This window comes from Nitrospira sp. M1 (assembly GCF_965152605.1).
On record NZ_OZ224217.1, the window covers coordinates 3670869 to 3686801 of the forward strand.

General features: G+C 48.2%; 15 protein-coding genes. 10 read left to right on the forward strand and 5 right to left on the reverse strand.

Annotated features, from left to right (window positions below):
- Positions 1 to 132: 132 nt before the first annotated feature.
- Positions 133 to 387, reverse strand: coding sequence for a hypothetical protein (locus tag ACWHX8_RS16590; protein WP_447969246.1), 255 nt, complete (start codon positions 385 to 387; stop codon positions 133 to 135).
- A gap of 502 nt (positions 388 to 889) precedes the next feature.
- Positions 890 to 1720 (reverse strand): glycosyltransferase family 2 protein, encoded by an 831-nt coding sequence (locus ACWHX8_RS16595; protein ID WP_447969247.1) that lies wholly within the window; start codon positions 1718 to 1720, stop codon positions 890 to 892.
- A 428-nt stretch (positions 1721 to 2148) separates the two neighbouring features.
- Here ACWHX8_RS16595 and ACWHX8_RS16600 point away from each other — a divergent pair, with 428 nt between their 5' ends.
- Positions 2149 to 4107 carry a TonB-dependent receptor plug domain-containing protein gene (locus ACWHX8_RS16600; protein ID WP_447969248.1) on the forward strand — a complete coding sequence of 653 codons (1959 nt, stop codon included), beginning with the start codon at positions 2149 to 2151 and terminating at the stop codon, positions 4105 to 4107.
- A 128-nt stretch (positions 4108 to 4235) separates the two neighbouring features.
- On the forward strand, positions 4236 to 5276 hold the full coding sequence (locus tag ACWHX8_RS16605) for an HDOD domain-containing protein (RefSeq protein WP_447969249.1): 1041 nt from the start codon (positions 4236 to 4238) through the stop codon (positions 5274 to 5276).
- A 26-nt stretch (positions 5277 to 5302) separates the two neighbouring features.
- Here ACWHX8_RS16605 and ACWHX8_RS16610 read toward each other — a convergent pair whose 3' ends face one another.
- Positions 5303 to 6436 (reverse strand): diguanylate cyclase, encoded by a 1134-nt coding sequence (locus tag ACWHX8_RS16610; RefSeq protein WP_447969250.1) that lies wholly within the window; start codon positions 6434 to 6436, stop codon positions 5303 to 5305.
- A 252-nt stretch (positions 6437 to 6688) separates the two neighbouring features.
- Here ACWHX8_RS16610 and ACWHX8_RS16615 point away from each other — a divergent pair, with 252 nt between their 5' ends.
- Together ACWHX8_RS16615 and ACWHX8_RS16620 are read left to right on the forward strand one after the other, a co-directional pair.
- A complete protein-coding gene (locus ACWHX8_RS16615; protein ID WP_447969251.1) occupies positions 6689 to 7501 on the forward strand; it encodes a TrmH family RNA methyltransferase in 813 nt (270 codons plus the stop codon).
- Positions 7502 to 7530: 29 nt separating this feature from the next.
- On the forward strand, positions 7531 to 7734 hold the full coding sequence (locus ACWHX8_RS16620) for a DUF1653 domain-containing protein (protein WP_447971929.1): 204 nt from the start codon (positions 7531 to 7533) through the stop codon (positions 7732 to 7734).
- 201 nt (positions 7735 to 7935) lie between these two features.
- On the opposite strand, the gene purE is transcribed toward ACWHX8_RS16620, so the two are convergent.
- Positions 7936 to 8442 carry a 5-(carboxyamino)imidazole ribonucleotide mutase gene (purE, locus tag ACWHX8_RS16625; RefSeq protein ID WP_447969252.1) on the reverse strand — a complete coding sequence of 169 codons (507 nt, stop codon included), beginning with the start codon at positions 8440 to 8442 and terminating at the stop codon, positions 7936 to 7938.
- A 220-nt stretch (positions 8443 to 8662) separates the two neighbouring features.
- On the opposite strand from purE, the gene ACWHX8_RS16630 reads away from it, so the two are divergent.
- The 4 genes from ACWHX8_RS16630 (at position 8663) to ACWHX8_RS16645 (ending at position 13871) form a co-directional block, all read left to right on the forward strand.
- A complete protein-coding gene (locus tag ACWHX8_RS16630) occupies positions 8663 to 9556 on the forward strand; it encodes an NAD(P)-dependent oxidoreductase (protein WP_447969253.1) in 894 nt (297 codons plus the stop codon).
- Between the two features lie 524 nt (positions 9557 to 10080).
- On the forward strand, positions 10081 to 12024 hold the full coding sequence (locus ACWHX8_RS16635) for a PAS domain-containing sensor histidine kinase (protein WP_447969254.1): 1944 nt from the start codon (positions 10081 to 10083) through the stop codon (positions 12022 to 12024).
- A gap of 11 nt (positions 12025 to 12035) precedes the next feature.
- Positions 12036 to 12668: a response regulator gene (locus ACWHX8_RS16640; protein ID WP_447969255.1), complete on the forward strand. Its 633-nt coding sequence runs from the start codon at positions 12036 to 12038 to the stop codon at positions 12666 to 12668.
- A 519-nt stretch (positions 12669 to 13187) separates the two neighbouring features.
- On the forward strand, positions 13188 to 13871 hold the full coding sequence (locus tag ACWHX8_RS16645) for a response regulator transcription factor (RefSeq protein ID WP_447969256.1): 684 nt from the start codon (positions 13188 to 13190) through the stop codon (positions 13869 to 13871).
- A gap of 746 nt (positions 13872 to 14617) precedes the next feature.
- Here ACWHX8_RS16645 and ACWHX8_RS16650 read toward each other — a convergent pair.
- On the reverse strand, positions 14618 to 14755 hold the full coding sequence (locus tag ACWHX8_RS16650) for a hypothetical protein (RefSeq protein ID WP_447969257.1): 138 nt from the start codon (positions 14753 to 14755) through the stop codon (positions 14618 to 14620).
- Between ACWHX8_RS16650 and ACWHX8_RS16655 the strand changes: the two genes are divergently transcribed.
- Complete coding sequence (locus ACWHX8_RS16655) at positions 14754 to 15632, forward strand: hypothetical protein (protein WP_447969258.1); 879 nt, start codon at positions 14754 to 14756, stop codon at positions 15630 to 15632. The genes ACWHX8_RS16650 and ACWHX8_RS16655 overlap by 2 nt on opposite strands.
- A 6-nt stretch (positions 15633 to 15638) precedes the next feature.
- Entirely contained in the window at positions 15639 to 15866 is a 228-nt protein-coding gene (locus ACWHX8_RS16660; RefSeq protein WP_447969259.1) for a hypothetical protein, read from the forward strand.
- Positions 15867 to 15933: the final 67 nt, after the last annotated feature.

Sequence of the window (15933 nt, forward strand, 5' to 3'; positions counted from 1 at the left end):
GGGCTCATTCAGATTCATCCAAATGAGCCCTTTATACCGGTAGAGCTAGCAACAAAATATGATGAGGGGTATGAAAAAGCCAGCTCTCCGTTGCTTGCCTATTTCAGGAAATTTTCTTTTCTTGAGTACCCTTTAGTTTCGCATTTTCTTCGACTCTTTATTCGTGGCGTCTTTCATGGCCTTCTGAGCTTTTTCTTTAGCCTCGCTATTCTTACCTGTGGCCTTGGCAGACGAACTAGCAGATTGAGCTTTAACTTCTGAGCCATTTTGTCCTTGCAACTTCTTGAACGCATCCTGCGCAGAACCGGCAAAACCCGAAATCGGAACAAGGGTTAACATGCCACCAATGGTACCAATAATGAGTGCCGATGTAATACGAACAGTCATAACCCCCTCCCTATTAAAACATGTGCATGAAATGCTTGTCTCCATCCGGTCTATCGTTGACTGTCAAGAGACTAAGCATGCCGCCAATGGCACCAATCATGAATACTGCAATAATCCGCGTCACCATAAAAACTCCTCCAAATATAAGCTGCCTATGAAAGGCCTTGGCCTCCTCAACCTACCGTCAATTCAGACAAGATGTACAAACTATGAATATCGTATAGTAAGAGACAGCAAAAGCCGTTCCCTGATCAGCAAGAGAACGGGCTCTACCCACAAGGCAAGTCAATTCAATGACTTGGATTTTCATGCGACAGAATGACGCAGATGAAGGCAACATGGCGCCTGTAGGGCTCACCATACACTTTGCGAAGGCATAGACAACCAGACTGACAGATCGAATAATACGAGGACAGGAGTGTAGATACCAAAACTAATCAAAGGCACTAGTTGAGAGCGAGAATCATAAACAAAATAAGACACTGAAAGGGAAAAAAGAGGATCAAGGGTCTTGTGGGTTGAAAAACTTTTGGATTTCACGTTGCTGACCAAGAAGTTTACTCCAACGATACCGGAAGAGGCATTGAATAGCCTTGAGGCCATCTTTCCAAGTAATTTTCTTCCCATCGACTCGACTCCGAGGGTGATACGAGATGGGCACTTCGCAAATCCTCCACTTTCCAAATGCCACCTTACTCGTCAATTCAAGCTCAAGTTCAAAACCCGATTCATTCAAGACCATCTGCTGTATCACCGATCGCTTAAAGACCTTGTATCCGGTCCACACATCAGTCAGAGACAGTCCTGTCACAAGATTGGACAATGCCGTAATCAACTTATTCCCGACATAGCCAGCCATAGTCCACGCAGGAGTTGTGCGAGAAAGAAATCGCGAGCCATAGACGACATCTGCGGTATCGCGGTAGAGAGGGTTGATGAGGTCTGCATAATCTTGCGGATCATACTCTAAATCTGCATCCTGCACGACGACCACATCTCCACTAACCTCTTGAAAACCCCGAACTAATGCGGCTCCTTTCCCTTGATTCTGCGCATGAAACAAGACCTTCACGTTTTGATACGTCACGACGTCTTCAGTATGGGATGAGTTGGGAAGGACGCCTTTCCCATCTTCAGTCTTCAGCAATGCCCGCAACCATTCAGTGGTTCCATCAGTTGAACCATCATCCACAATGACAATATCTTTCGCCACTCCAGTGAGCTCGACCTGAAGCACACGCCGTAGAAGTTCTTCAATCGTCTGCCGCTCATTGAAGACTGGAATGACGACGGATAGTGTCTGTATTGGATCCATAAGAACACTCTGACTCACGATAGGTTCGAGCAGACAATGCTGCAACGAACACTCAGATTCCGCAACCCCTTCTGTGTGCGACGAAGAGCGTCACGACAGCAAATACTCGCAGCCTGCTGAGATGACGTGACCGACCCGTTCGACTCACCGATGTATCGACATGGTATACCTAAAAGGTATCATGTCCTGGCATTGTCTGTCAGATAGAGAAGGCATCCACAAGCCTCTGTCATACTGAACAGCAGAAAATCTCTTATGACAAGACATTTAAAAAATGTGCCCCACTGACTTATTTGTTGCCACTCCCGATAATTCCTGCCTCAATCATCCCCAATCCATTTTGCTCGATTGATCCGTAAATGATAAAGTCTTTGTCTCATGTTTTAGAAAAAAATAGGTTATACACTGATAATGCGTTTCGTCTTTCTATACGCAGATTCTTCTGCTTGAACAAGCACACCCACAGACCGTTCATCCTCCTATTCGGTCATATACTCCTGCTGATCTGGCTATTCTATAGCGCGGCAATATCATATGCATCAGATGAAGCAGAGATTACTCAACTGGATCCGGTTATTGTCAGCGCCTCCGCTCTTCCAACTCCCATCACTCGAACCCCCGCCAGCGTCACGGTCATTTCTCGATCGGACATTGCCCATCAACAAGCCCATCGATTCAGCGAAATCCTGCAGCAAGTCCCCGGTCTTCATGTGGATGAAATGGGCGGACGAGGAGGGATTAATTCAATCTATATTCGAGGAGGAGATCCCAATTTTACGTTAATTATGCTCGATGGAGTCCCAATCAATGACCCGACCAATCAGCGTGGAGGCTCGGTAGACCTCTCAACGCTCACGCCGGAACGAATCGAGAAAGTTGAAATCATTCGCGGCCCCCTCTCAGCGCTGTATGGGTCCGAATCCGTTTCAGGAGCCATTAATATCATCACACAATCAGGAGGGCAGGAATCACATCAACTCATCCGTGGTGCGGCTGGACGGTTCGGATTTACTCGAGAGCTGCTCCAGGCCAATGGCCCCGTCGGTCCGCTCACCTATGCCGTATCACTGTCACATACTCGAAATGACGAACAGGTCAAGCATGATCGATTTGAATTGGGTACCGCAGGGTGGCATGTGAATTGGGATAACGGTCTTCCGGTGAAACTCCGCCTCACCGGGCAATTCACCCATACTTCAACCCAGGGGTTTCCAGAAGGCAGCGGTGGATCGCGCTTGGCCGTTATTCGCGACCCGGAAACACGAACAACCGCCGAACTCGTGTCAGGGCTACAGCTGATCCATAATCCGACAGATCATTGGAAACACACCATGTCGCTCACTATCTTTCGACGCACGCAAGACAGCGACAATCCAGGCGTTGCGTCAGACCCGACGATCTTTCGGATTCCTCCAAATACTTTTCACACGACGTATACCCGCATTCAGCCAACGTGGCGGCATACGGTGGCCCTCACCCCAGATTGGTCGTTTGCTGGCGGCATTCAACTCACGACGGAAATTGGCAAACGGACAGGCATCCAGGAGCTCACCGCTCTCGGTGCTCCGACAGATCAACGTACAGATTTTCATAATACACGATCGACTCATGCTCTATTTACAGAAGTATCCGGGACACTGCTTTCGGACCTTCAAGCTACGATGGGCTTACGAGTAGATATTCCTGAAGGATTTGGCGCGGAGGTAAGCCCCCGAATCGCTCTGAGCTATCAAGCCACAGCCTCGACTCGGGTTCGCACTGGATATGGAGAAGGATTTAAACTTCCGAGCATGGCAAGCCTGGGTGACCCAACGATTGGCAATCCGCAACTCAAGCCGGAGCGTAGCCAAGGATGGGACGTGAGCATTCATCACAGCCTGGGGGACGATGGCCCGGAGATTGAACTCACCTATTTTCACAATCGCTTTTCACAACTCATCGATCTGGACCCGGCTCTGGCAAGAATGAATATGTTTCGCCTCGTCAATCTTCAAACCGTCAACACTCAAGGGCTTGAACTGTCAACGCTCGTCACGCCTCTGGATGGATTTTCTGTCAAAGGTTTTGTGACCTACCTTGATACGGAAATTGAGGGGACATCCGACCCGCTTCGTAATCGCCCAAAGTGGAGTGGCGGCCTCACACTCACGACTCACCCCTCGGCAACATGGACCATACGGACTCAGGTCCGAGTCATCGGCACACGCTTTGACCTCCAAATTCCTACAGAAGAAGACAGGGTAGGAGGCTATGTCAAAGCCGATCTTGCGATTACGTACCGCCCCACACCCGCGTGGCGTCTTTTTGGAATATTCGAAAACTTCACCAATACCTCATACGAAGAATACCTTGGATTTCGCGCTCCCGGCCTTTTCTTCAGAATGGGCATAGAATATTCCCTCTAGAGTACATCCGCCAAATTAGCCTGCCTGAATAGATAGCAGGGCATCCTAGCTGAATTTCCCCTTAAGCCTGCATCTTTTTCACCGAAACTATAGGCAAGCCCCTCACTCTCATTGACACGCTGGAGAACATGGCATTGATTGACAACAGCACACACATGCCCAAAGCATCGCCAACATTCACTGAAGACTCGCACTGGTACCCAGGCGAGGACGGATCATTATTTGACCGCTTACAGCGATCATTGAGCCTCCCAGCCCTTCCACCTATTGCGTCGCAAATTTTAAAAATGTGCCGAAACGAAGATGCGGACCTCGAAAAGCTCGCGGCATTAATGAGTCAAGACCCAGCAATCGTCGCAAGGCTTCTGCACATTGCCAATTCCAGTTATTACGGCGGATCTCGCCATACCATCAATAATATTGTTCAAGCTGTGACATTGCTCGGCATCAATGCCGTCAACTCCCTAGCCTTGTCGTTCTGTTTCTACCGATTGTGTCAGGACATGAACCACCCCGAACATATCGGGATGGATCATTCAAAATTCTGGCGTCGCTCCATCATCGCCGGCATAGCCGGTCGAACGTTAGGACATTGGTGCAAACTCCCTGATCCCGAGCTGGTCTTTATTCCTGCGCTGCTTCAGGACATTGGCCTCCTGGCATTAAACGAGGTGGCGCCAGAAGTCACACGAACATTGACTATGGATGCGAAAGACAATCACACAGAACTCCAAATACTCGAAAACCAGTACTTTGGGTGCGATCATGCCAAAATGGGAAGTTGGGTAACAGAATCCTGGAACCTTCCGGAGGACTTCCACGTCGCCATAGGCGCCAGTCATCAACCACAGGACAACCGCGAGTACACGGCAGAACAACAGGCTGTCATACACTGTGTGGCACTCTCAGGATGTCTCGCTGATCTCTGGTGTCGTCCTGATACGGAAGAAGCGGTGCAGGAGGCTGCAATTGCAGCAAATGAATGGCTTGACTTACATCCTGACGATGTCCTGGCCATTATCACCCACATTCCAAAAGGTCTTTCTGAAATCGCCAGTTTTTTCCAAGCGCACATCGGGAACACCGAAGAGATTGAACGCCCCCTTCACATCGCCACGACAATACTCTCTTCTCGCATCACAAACGACACCCAATCCGAACACGCGTGATACCACCTCACTCCCATCACGGTCATTTAGACCGCCAAGGTCCGGGGTGCCACGCAGAGACGATCACGTCCCGTTTCCTTCGCCTGATATAACGCCCGATCTGCTCGCTCAATCCATGAAGCAACGGACTCGCCAGGCATGAGCTCCGCTAACCCAATTGAAACAGTGATCGGAATATTAGTCCCTTCATGTTCAAATGGCTTATTTCTGACAGCTTCTAAGAATCGTTCGGCAACTTTACTGCTGATATCCAATCCATCGCTCTGGAGCAACACGGCCATTTCTTCGCCTCCATAGCGAGCGAGAAAGTCCGACTTCCTCAAAAACGTTGACACCAATCGATCAGCAAACTGCTGCAGAACGGCATCGCCGGCTCGATGACCAAACGTATCATTCACCTGCTTGAAATGATCGACATCAATCATTAAGACACTCGCCTCCGACCCCGCAAGAAGACTCAGGCCAACGACACGCTCCAACTGCGTATCCAAGGCTGCTCGATTGTAGAGCTTGGTGAGCGGATCCAGGGTCATTTGCGCACGCGCCTGTCCAAGCTCCGTCTGCATTTTTTGAAGCTTGGATCCCAAAATTTCGACATGTGCCTGTTGACGCTGTTTTCGCTCAACAATGACCTGACTGATCCCTTGCACCGCAAGAAGCAGCGCGTTCTTCATTTCCTCTGCAGAGTGTGTTTCCGAAGCCGCCTGTAACCCTCCAAGATGCATCGCCAGTTGTCGATCGGTTTCCTGATCATCAATCACCGTTTGTCCAATGGTTTGCGTAAAGGTTAGCAAGACATCTCGAAGATCGCTCAAACTTTCCGAGACATACTTTTTTTCCTGTTGTCGATGCGTATTGACAAAGCGATTGAGCCCTCCCCAATCCCGTCGACCATCGGTCAACGGCTCTTCATCCTCCACAGTCGAGGCGCCCACAAGAACATGCATCGCCCACCGTTCAAAGTTTTTTTCGATATCTTCAGCGACGACATGATCGAGATCAAACGATTGTCGACCTAAGGCACGCAAAATTTTGGCCAATGCCTCCGAAGCCGGTGTTGCATGATCATGCTCGTGAGCTGATGCAGGATCACGTGATTGATGATATTCCAGCTTTGCCCCTGTCGATTTCTTATCATCTCCAGACCACCGCTTAAACATGCAGACATCTCCTTACAACAACGATCTGATGCAATATCCTCATCACCAACAACCTATCGCACAACCAGCCATGTCGGTTCTCTTACACGCATGCTCCTTCGCAAAGTGAGAGACCTCACATGTCGAAGGTTCGTCAAATCCCCTATCATTCCTATCGGCCAAAACACCGGTTTCTGAATGCTGGTTCTGTTAGAATGCTGGGCATTGTTATCTTTGAAGGTGAACGCCAAACACGACGCTCCAACGACACCCATGACTTCTCGTTTTCAGACTATTTCTCCTCGCCCCTCGAACCCAGCAGACGATCATGAACGACGTATCACTAGCGCCCAAAATACCCACTTTAAACGTTGGATCTCGTTGTGTGAACGAAAAGGGATTCGAAAACATGGACAATGTCTTGTCGCCGGCAGGAAGATTATTCAGGAAACATTGTCTCGTCATCCAACTCTCTGCAGAGAATACCTCTGCACTTCTCAACACGCCGAACTGCCGGAATTACCTGAACATGTGCGTACGTTCAAACTGGCGAATACACTCTTTCAACAACTCGATACTGCGGGAACGGCGTTTCCCCTCCTCGTGTGTCATACCCCCGCAATCCCATCCGCCAACCTCTCCGTACCTCCGGAAGGAGTCGAAGTCCTGTGTCCACTGAGCAACCCCAATAATCTGGGAACGCTCATCCGAAGCTGCTCGGCTTTTGGGGTACAAAAACTGATTGTGTTACAGGAAGCCGCCAACCCGTTTCATCCAAAAGCCATCCGAGCGTCAAGTGGAACCATCTTCAATCAATCCTTGTGGGAAGGACCGAAGATTCGTGACCTGAGCCACCATGAAATTTGTCGATGGATTGTGTCTCTGGATCTCAAGGGAGACGATCTTTCAACGTGGGAATGGCCTGAAAATATTCGACTGCTGGTTGGAGAAGAAGGCCTCGGGTTGCCAGACGCACAGTTTCAACACACTCTCATGATCCCTCAGGCCAAGACCGTTGACTCCTTAAATGCAGCCATGGCCACAAGTATTGCCCTGTTCGCCTATCGACAGCAATTTCCACTTTGATGATTTTTGAGCGCACAAGGAGAACCGTGATGGTTGAAAACGGACGGTACCGGCATTACAAAGGGAAGGATTATCAGGTCATAGGATGCGCCCGGCATAGTGAGACCGAAGAAGAATTGGTGGTCTACCGGGCACTCTATGGCGATTTCGGCCTGTGGGTCAGGCCGAGGCATCTCTTTGAAGAAGACGTGGAGAAAGACGGAATGCGGATTCCACGCTTTCAACGACTATAGCGAATCCCAATACGTTCCAAACAGGAAAATACCACGAACTCAGCGCGGTACAACGTTTCCACCACCGGAAGTTATTTGAAACGGCTATAACCAGCATTCAGTATGACGACATATAGATTCGGCATAACTGAAGCGGCTATAGAAGACGAGCCTGACACTTCCAGATGAAGCATCTGAAACACAGTTTCTGAGATACCTCACTCAGGTTACGATTTGATCGGCTAACACTTTTTGAGTCTGCTCCTCTCGAAATGCGGTTAAGCGGTCACGAACGCCTTGATCGGCTAACGCTAAGATCGCCGCCGCCAATAATCCCGCATTCGCTGCACCGGCTGAACCAATCGCCAAAGTCCCAACTGGTATGCCTTTGGGCATTTGCACAATAGACAAGAGTGAATCCATCCCCTGTAAGGCTTTGGACTGCATGGGGACCCCCAAAACCGGGAGTATCGTTTTGGCCGCAATAACGCCGGCCAAATGAGCAGCCCCACCGGCCCCGGCAATGATCACTTGCACGCCGCGTTCCTCTGCATCCCCGATATAATTTAAGAGAGCATCCGTCGCACGATGTGCAGACAAAATTCTTACTTCATGAGGAATTTGCAATTTCTTGAGCATGTCGCTCGCATGATTCATCGTTTCAAGGTCACTTCGACTACCCATGAGAATCGCGACACGAGGCTGTGAACTTTGGCTCTGTTGAGTCATGACAATCTTCCCACTTGTTAGGTTGATGAAGGATACAACACGAAGCGATACCATACCTGTTCTGCTCACAAGAGGTCTACCAAAACCCAGACATTTTTCGTCGATTCGTACGCACTGACAACACTATTCAAATAATGGTACATATAGAATCAGCGTTCAAACAGGCTCGCATCAATAGAATGCATTGACTCAAGGTGACAGCGTAAAGGAGTACCATCCGATGCACAAAACTGAGTTCCGAGTAGGATTTGTCGGAATCGGACGAATGGGGGCCAATATGGCCCGACGACTTCGTGATCATGGCTATACGTTAACGAAAGTCTTCGATAAAAACCCTGCTGCCATGACGTCGCTAGTCGAAGAGTTGGGCGTTAAGGCTGCCACGACACCCGCAGACGTTGCCAAGCACTCCAATATCGTCATCACAGTCGTAAGCGATGATCAGGCCATGCGGGATATTTTCAAACCAAACTCGCCTGACAGTCTGCTCGCCCATGCCTCAGATTGCTTATTCATCAATTGCGCTACCAATACTCCGGCATTACACATAGACATTGAAACATTAGTCGAACAGCACGGCGGGCAAAGCCTCGAAGCCTGCATGGCCAGTAGTATTACGCAAGCTCGTGAAGGCACGCTCTATCTGATGTGTGGAGGAAAACCAGAAGCATTCCAATGCGCCGAACCGCTGCTTCAATCCATGAGTGCGGCGCTTCGACATATCGGGCCGGCCGGTGAGGCCGCCAAAGTCAAAGCACTCGTCAACATGGTCATGAACATTAATACGGCAGGACTCGCCGAAGGCCTAGGCTTAGGCCAGGCGCTTGGTCTTGATCTCACGATGTTACAAGAGGTGTTTGCTCAAACAGGCGCCGCATCGCGTGTGCTGGAAACCGACGGAGATGACATGATCAACAGAGACCATGAATGTTACTTTTCAGCCGCACATGCCGCGAAAGATTCTGGCATCGCGGTTGATATGGGAAAACAACAAGGCCTCTCACTCCCACTGGCAACAGCTACGCTAGAACAGTACAGTCGATTAGTCCAGCGAGGGAAAGGCGAACTCGATAAATCCGCAATAGCCGAACTCACGTTCCGAGGCCGCACCTGAGCTTCAACTACAAGAAAAATCGAAAAAGAGAAAACGTTTAGAAATGACAGCACACCTAAGACTGTTGACCCTCGACTTTTAGTTATGAACATTGTAATAAACGTAACGTACCTCAAGATCTCATGACGAACAATTCAATGCCCACGACTTATTATAGGTTGAATCAAGAAGTCACTTATCCGCAACAACTGCAAAAGGTTTCATAGTTTAGACGTCACAAACTACAGGCGAGCCAAGAACGTCCCCCACATCGATAGAATGATCGACCCATCAACTGCGAAAACTTCATACGACGACATCATGGCCATGCGTGTCCTAAGAGCGGATACGGAGCCATCATCGAACGGTCGAATTGGCCGTGTCTCATGAATTTTCATGGGAGTGTATTTGTGGAGCCAAAATGTCCAGAAATAACAGCTGAGCGTTTAACATGAAGTGTGGGAAGTTTTTATTTCATGATGTACAAGAACATATCCTCTTAAGCCATCAAGCTATCACTACATATTATACATTAGGCATGTCACGTGAGAGACCAAAATACTGAACAACTAACCCATTCCATTCTGAATGCCATATCGGCCCATGTCTGCATCATCAATGCCCAGGGAATGGTTTTGTCAGCGAATGCGAGTTTGAGAAATGTCGCGCCCCAAAATGTCCTTCTCTCTTCTGTATGGAATCCTGGAGATGATTATTTAAAGGTGTGTGAGCAAATTAAGGGAGACTACGCAGATGAAGCTATGCGAATTGCAAAAGCTATTCGATCGGTCATCGGTGGCAAACATCACCATACATCGTTTGTTTATTCCTGCCAATCACCACCACAAAAGACATGGTTTCGTGTCAAGATCATTCCAGTTGAAGGAGAAGGATTAGCCCACATTGTCGTGATACACGAAAACATCACGGAGTTACAATTTGCGCAAGACGCTCTCAGAATGAGCAAAGAGCAGTACCGCACATTAGTTGAACATTCACCATACTGCATATATCAACTCAATCGTAAGGGCCAGGTCATTTCCATGAATCATGCCGGAATTCAGATGATTCGATGTAAAAAGAAAGAAGAAATCATCGGAAAACCATATCTTGATTTTGTCGCGAATAAGGATAGGCCACGGATCGCAGAACTATTTGAACTGGCTTTGAAGAAGGTCGAATCAGAATACGAATTTGAAGGCCCAGATAAACGGTTCTTCCACGCTTCTTTTCTGCCAATCGAACATGACCATGGAAAGGTTCATACTATCCTAGGACTCACTCAAGAAGTCAGAGAACACAAGCCAACCGAGACCATGTTGCACCGTTTTGCGCAGGGAACCGCTTCATCCACAGGCCAAGCCTTTTTCGATGAATTCATTAAACATCTGGCCTTAGCCACAGGAGTTCGATTTGCACTTATCACTGAAGTGATGGATGAACAAGGCTCATGCCTGAGGCCGCTTGCCTGCTGGCACCAAGAACTGAATCATATGCTTTTTGATTATGATGTCGCTGGGACGCCGTGGGAAAGTCCTCTATTAAACAGTCCAGTGTATTACCCCAACCGCGTGCAAGAGTTTTTCCCTCACGATAAAGGGTTAGCAGAGATACAAGCAGACTCGTATTTGGGATTAGCTCTAGTTGGAAAGTCTGGCGATTATATTGGCCATATTTGCGTTGCTCACGATGGCCCATTAGAAAATTTCAATTATGTTAAAATGGTGCTGTCGATATTTGCAGACCGCGCTGCCGTTGAATTGGAACGCATGAGAGCCGAGCAGAATGCCTATCAGGCCTTAGAACAGGCACAACAACTCGCAAGGCAGTTAGTGTCGGCACAAGAAGAAGAACGAAAACGTATCGCACGAGAATTGCACGATGAATTTGGGCAAATTTTAACAGGATTGAAATTTAGTATTTCTCATCTGGCGACACAATTCGATCAACTCAATCAGGATCCATCCAATAACCCATACTATGCTCAACTTCATTCCATAACCAAAGCAGTCGACACAGCTATATACACCATGCGACGAATTGCTACAGATTTACGACCCAGCATGTTGGACGACCTAGGGCTCCTCGCAGCTCTTGAGTGGCAGATCCAAGAATTCCAAACCCGGACGTCTCTACCTTGTAGACTCATTATCAGTAAAGAAATCAACACCATCGATTTTGCACCTCATTGCTCTCTGACGCTCTTTCGTATCACACAAGAACTTCTGACAAATGTTCTCAAACATGCAGATGCTACCAAGGTGACGGTAAGCCTCTCTCACCGTGATGAATATCTCATCCTTGAAATGAAAGACGATGGTAGGGGAATCACTCGACAAGAAATAGAACAGACCACTTCTCTGGGTCTGAATGGGATTCGGGAGCGCCTATCAGAGATTAACGGAACAATGATAATTCAAGGAGAAGAAGGCAAGGGCACGAGGGTTGCCATTCAAGTTCCTACTCCTCTCATATCAGCGAAGGATTAGAACGTAGGGTAATGATTAAAATTCTCATCATTGACGACCATGCCATCGTCCGACGTGGATTGAAACATTTGATCACCGAAGCATTCGCGGGAGCGCAAATCGTCGAATGTGGAACGGGACATGAAACATTACAAGCCACACAACAAAAAACATGGGATATCGCAACATTAGACATTAATCTCCCAGATAAAAATGGAATCGCCGTGCTCAAAGAAATGAAACAATATCAACCGGACTTACCCATCGTTGTGTTGAGCCTCTACCCCGAACAGCAGTATGCGCTCCGTGCATTGAAGGCTGGGGCATCGGCATACCTTACAAAGGAAACAGCACCAGAAGAGTTGATTACGGCCATGAAAAAAGTTCTCGCAGGAGGCCGGTACGTCAGCACTTCTCTTGCCCAAGAACTGGCAGCCTATGTGTCCGGCGAGACTTCAGCCTCATTGCTTCACACACTTTCAAATCGTGAGCTTGAGGTGTTACGTTTAATTGGCCAAGGGAAAACAGGCGTCGAAATTGCCTCCCAGCTTTCCCTCAGTGAGAAAACCATTAGTACCTACCGAGCCAGAATGTTAGAAAAATTGCATCTTAAAACCACCTCTTCACTTATTCGATTTGCCCTTGAACAACAGTTGCTTGAGTAAGGGGTGACAATAGCTCAACAAATCCACATAGCACAGAGACTCACCGTCTTCTCGCCTCATTCATTGGCGCCTTTCAATGTCGTCTTCCACAATCATGCGCCTCTGTTCAGTTTCCCTTCCTTCGTTTGTCAGGAAAATGCCTACAACCTACGTGCCGTAATCTTACAAAGCAAATCGTTCTTGCCTGACAGATTATTCATGCAGATCCACCTATCCTATACCTAAAGTAGTCAGACACTCACCCAGAGTTTGTTCATTAGTAGTCATGGTCTACCTGACAGACCGAGACAACTTTAATTTCGAAGATTCAAGTATGTATGGAAACCTCGAGACAGAAAACAATGAGCAATCGCTCTCAAGTATAAAATAAATTTCAAATGGCATCATCTGTGCATATTTAAGTGCATTACGGTCTCGTCTCAGATTTTTCAAGTCACCTCACTCCCTTCCCCGAGACCGCGTCACAGGAAATTTTTACGTTTCTACCATTACCGTAGGCAAGAATGTGTTCCTTTAACTATGCAAAACATAACGTCATCACAAGGCAAAACAGTACAACGTCACAGCCTCATCCACCTTATTCTGATTGACCGGAGTGAAATCATGCGGCACGGAATACGCACGATTCTTATGGAAACAGCAGAATTTCACATTATGTGCGAAGCCGCCTCCCCGGAGTCATTACCGGCAAGTCAACCAGGAGACATCGCCGACATTATTATCTGGGCCATCGGACCGGATAAAACAAATCTCTTGAGCATTCAGCAACAACTCGCGCAACGTTTCCCGAATGCGAAGTTGATGTTGCTCGCGTCCGGCATAGAGGAGCAGACTCTCTTAACCATATCCCAGACAACGGGAGCCAGCTGCTTGATGAAAGATGTCAAAGCAACCGAACTCATTCAAAGTCTTCGCATGCTGAATACGGGGACACAAGTCATTTTTTCAAGTTGTTCGACCTTTCCTTTTGAAAAAATCACCCAGTTTTCGGACTCAGAAATGACAACGGATTTTGGTTCGTTAACCAAAAAGGAACGAAAACTCGTGGAGATGATTGCCCTTGGCCATACCAATAAAGAAATTGCCATAACCATGAATGTCAGTGAAAAAACGATAAAAAATTATATTTCCCGCATTTTTGACAAACTCCATGCGACACGACGCAGCCAAGTTGCGGCCTTGTTTGGTGCTGGGAAGATTTGAAAATGATAACGAATAATTACCCTTTCGCCTCTAACAACAAAGAAAAATACAAATCATACTGTAAAGTTAATGAACAGTATTATTGTTTTCTTGACTGCACACATTCAAAATCGACTTTCCATAACAAACCCTAAGGTCGTCTTACCGCACAATATCCAACGCCGCCTCCATTTCAGTTTTCATGCGTATTCCCTAACAAAATGGATAGCTCGACTCGAGAGCAGGCAAAGCGTGCGGGAACACAGCTATATCCTGCTAACGTCGCTACATGACGTAGCGATATGGCGGCCAATCCATCTCGTCCACGCGCAAAGAATCACGGCCGAAAATAATCTTGCATGAGGAAAATAAGGTACAGAGACAGACATCGATAATGCGAGAAGATCTCAGAGTAAATCAGATGACCACGTCAGTGCGAAGCTGCACATGTCGCTCTGTTCGAAACCGAACAATCAATCATTTTACGTGAAAGCCTGCGAATATTTGAACAACATACAGCTTAAGTTTTTGAAAATTTGGATATCACTGTCATCAGAACGCAAGAACCACGACATATTCATCGTAGAAAAGCATCAAGCATTCCTATGATTCATAGATCTTTATCGTTTGAACCAGACCACGACCGAACTCATACATTTTTTGTCACTCAGACGTTCCTTCGTTTTATCCTGTATCGTCACCGGTTCATCGTTTCTTTGAATTTATCTTTTCTTTATCTTCCCGTCTGCATCTATTCATTCCCTTCATTACTTATCCGCACTTATCTCGACACTATCGTCGAACAGATCAATGATTCGATCGGGTGCATGATGTTCAGTAAAAATCTCTGAACACACATATAACCGAATCGGACCAATTACAACCGCGAGAAGAGGGTTCTTCATGCGATTACCTACTATTGCTTGCATTGTATTGCTTTGCGTTATTGCTGCTCCCGAGATTTTTTTCTTTTCAGTCGGTTTAGCCGCCACCTATACCGTCACCACGAATAACGATTCAGGTGTTGGCTCTCTGCGTCAAGCCATTATCGACGCAAATAGTTCTGGCGGAACTGATTCAATTGTCTTTTCTGGATCGATTGGAACCATCACGCTCTCCAGCGCCCTTCCGCTCATCGATGAATCCGTGACCATTAACGCGAGCGGAGCTACAGGTGGCGAGGTGACGATCGATGGGAATAATGCCCACCGAGTGTTTTTCATACGGACGGGTACCGTTCAAATCTCTAATTTCAATGTGGAAAATGGTCGAGCCAAAGGGGGAGATGGTGGAATTGGTGCAGGTGGCGGACTTGGTGCGGGCGGCGGACTCTTTGTCAATGATGGTGCCACTGTCACGCTCGAAAATGTTGACTTTGATCAAAACGAAGCAGTCGGTGGAGATGGTGGAGGAATCGTAGGATTACTTCTTGGAGGAGGCGGAGGATTGGGTGGCGATGGTGGGGCTCCATTGAACCTAGTTGGGCATGGCGGGGGTGGAGGACTGGCTGGTAATGGCGGTAGCGCCCTCGTTGGTGGGGCTGGAGGCGGTGGGGGAGAGACTGGTGATGGCGGAAACGGATTTGTAGGGTTTGGAGGAACCGGCGGTGCACCGAATGGCGGGAGCGGTGGTGCGTTGAGCGTGCTTGGCTCTGCGAGTAACGCAAGCGATGGAGGCGATGGCGGCGGCGGGGGCGGCGGGGGATTAGGAGCTATTAATGGCGGCGATGGCGGTGACGGGGGATTCGGGGTGGTGGTGGTGGTGGAGGAATCGGAGCAGTAGGATTCGATGGCTCAGGTGGTGATGCCGGATTTGGTGGAGGTGGCGGTGGTAACGGTGGCGATGGGGGATATGGAGGTGGAGGTGGGGCGAATAGCGGAAATGCAGGCTTTGGTGCAGGGGCCGGCAACAATGGAGGAACAGCTGGGACGGGTGGCGGAAGTAGTGGCCCAATTTCAGGCGGAGGAGGAGCTGGACTGGGCGGAGCAGTCTTTGTTCGACAAGGAGGAAGTCTAACGGTCGTTGACGGAAGTTTTGCGAATAGTACAGTGACAGCAGGCACCGCCGGGGGGGGAGGGTCTTC

Coding starts and splice junctions, on each gene's coding strand:
- ACWHX8_RS16620 (WP_447971929.1), top strand. CDS start 7,531: ATGGTTGAAAACGGACGGTACCGGCATTACAAAGGGAAGGATTATCAG.
- ACWHX8_RS16615 (WP_447969251.1), top strand. CDS start 6,689: ATGACTTCTCGTTTTCAGACTATTTCTCCTCGCCCCTCGAACCCAGCA.
- ACWHX8_RS16590 (WP_447969246.1), bottom strand. CDS start 387: ATGACTGTTCGTATTACATCGGCACTCATTATTGGTACCATTGGTGGC.
- ACWHX8_RS16610 (WP_447969250.1), bottom strand. CDS start 6,436: ATGTTTAAGCGGTGGTCTGGAGATGATAAGAAATCGACAGGGGCAAAG.
- ACWHX8_RS16645 (WP_447969256.1), top strand. CDS start 13,188: ATGCAAAACATAACGTCATCACAAGGCAAAACAGTACAACGTCACAGC.
- ACWHX8_RS16640 (WP_447969255.1), top strand. CDS start 12,036: ATGATTAAAATTCTCATCATTGACGACCATGCCATCGTCCGACGTGGA.
- ACWHX8_RS16655 (WP_447969258.1), top strand. CDS start 14,754: ATGCGATTACCTACTATTGCTTGCATTGTATTGCTTTGCGTTATTGCT.
- ACWHX8_RS16650 (WP_447969257.1), bottom strand. CDS start 14,755: ATGAAGAACCCTCTTCTCGCGGTTGTAATTGGTCCGATTCGGTTATAT.
- ACWHX8_RS16660 (WP_447969259.1), top strand. CDS start 15,639: ATGGCTCAGGTGGTGATGCCGGATTTGGTGGAGGTGGCGGTGGTAACG.
- purE (WP_447969252.1), bottom strand. CDS start 8,442: ATGACTCAACAGAGCCAAAGTTCACAGCCTCGTGTCGCGATTCTCATG.
- ACWHX8_RS16630 (WP_447969253.1), top strand. CDS start 8,663: ATGCACAAAACTGAGTTCCGAGTAGGATTTGTCGGAATCGGACGAATG.
- ACWHX8_RS16605 (WP_447969249.1), top strand. CDS start 4,236: ATGGCATTGATTGACAACAGCACACACATGCCCAAAGCATCGCCAACA.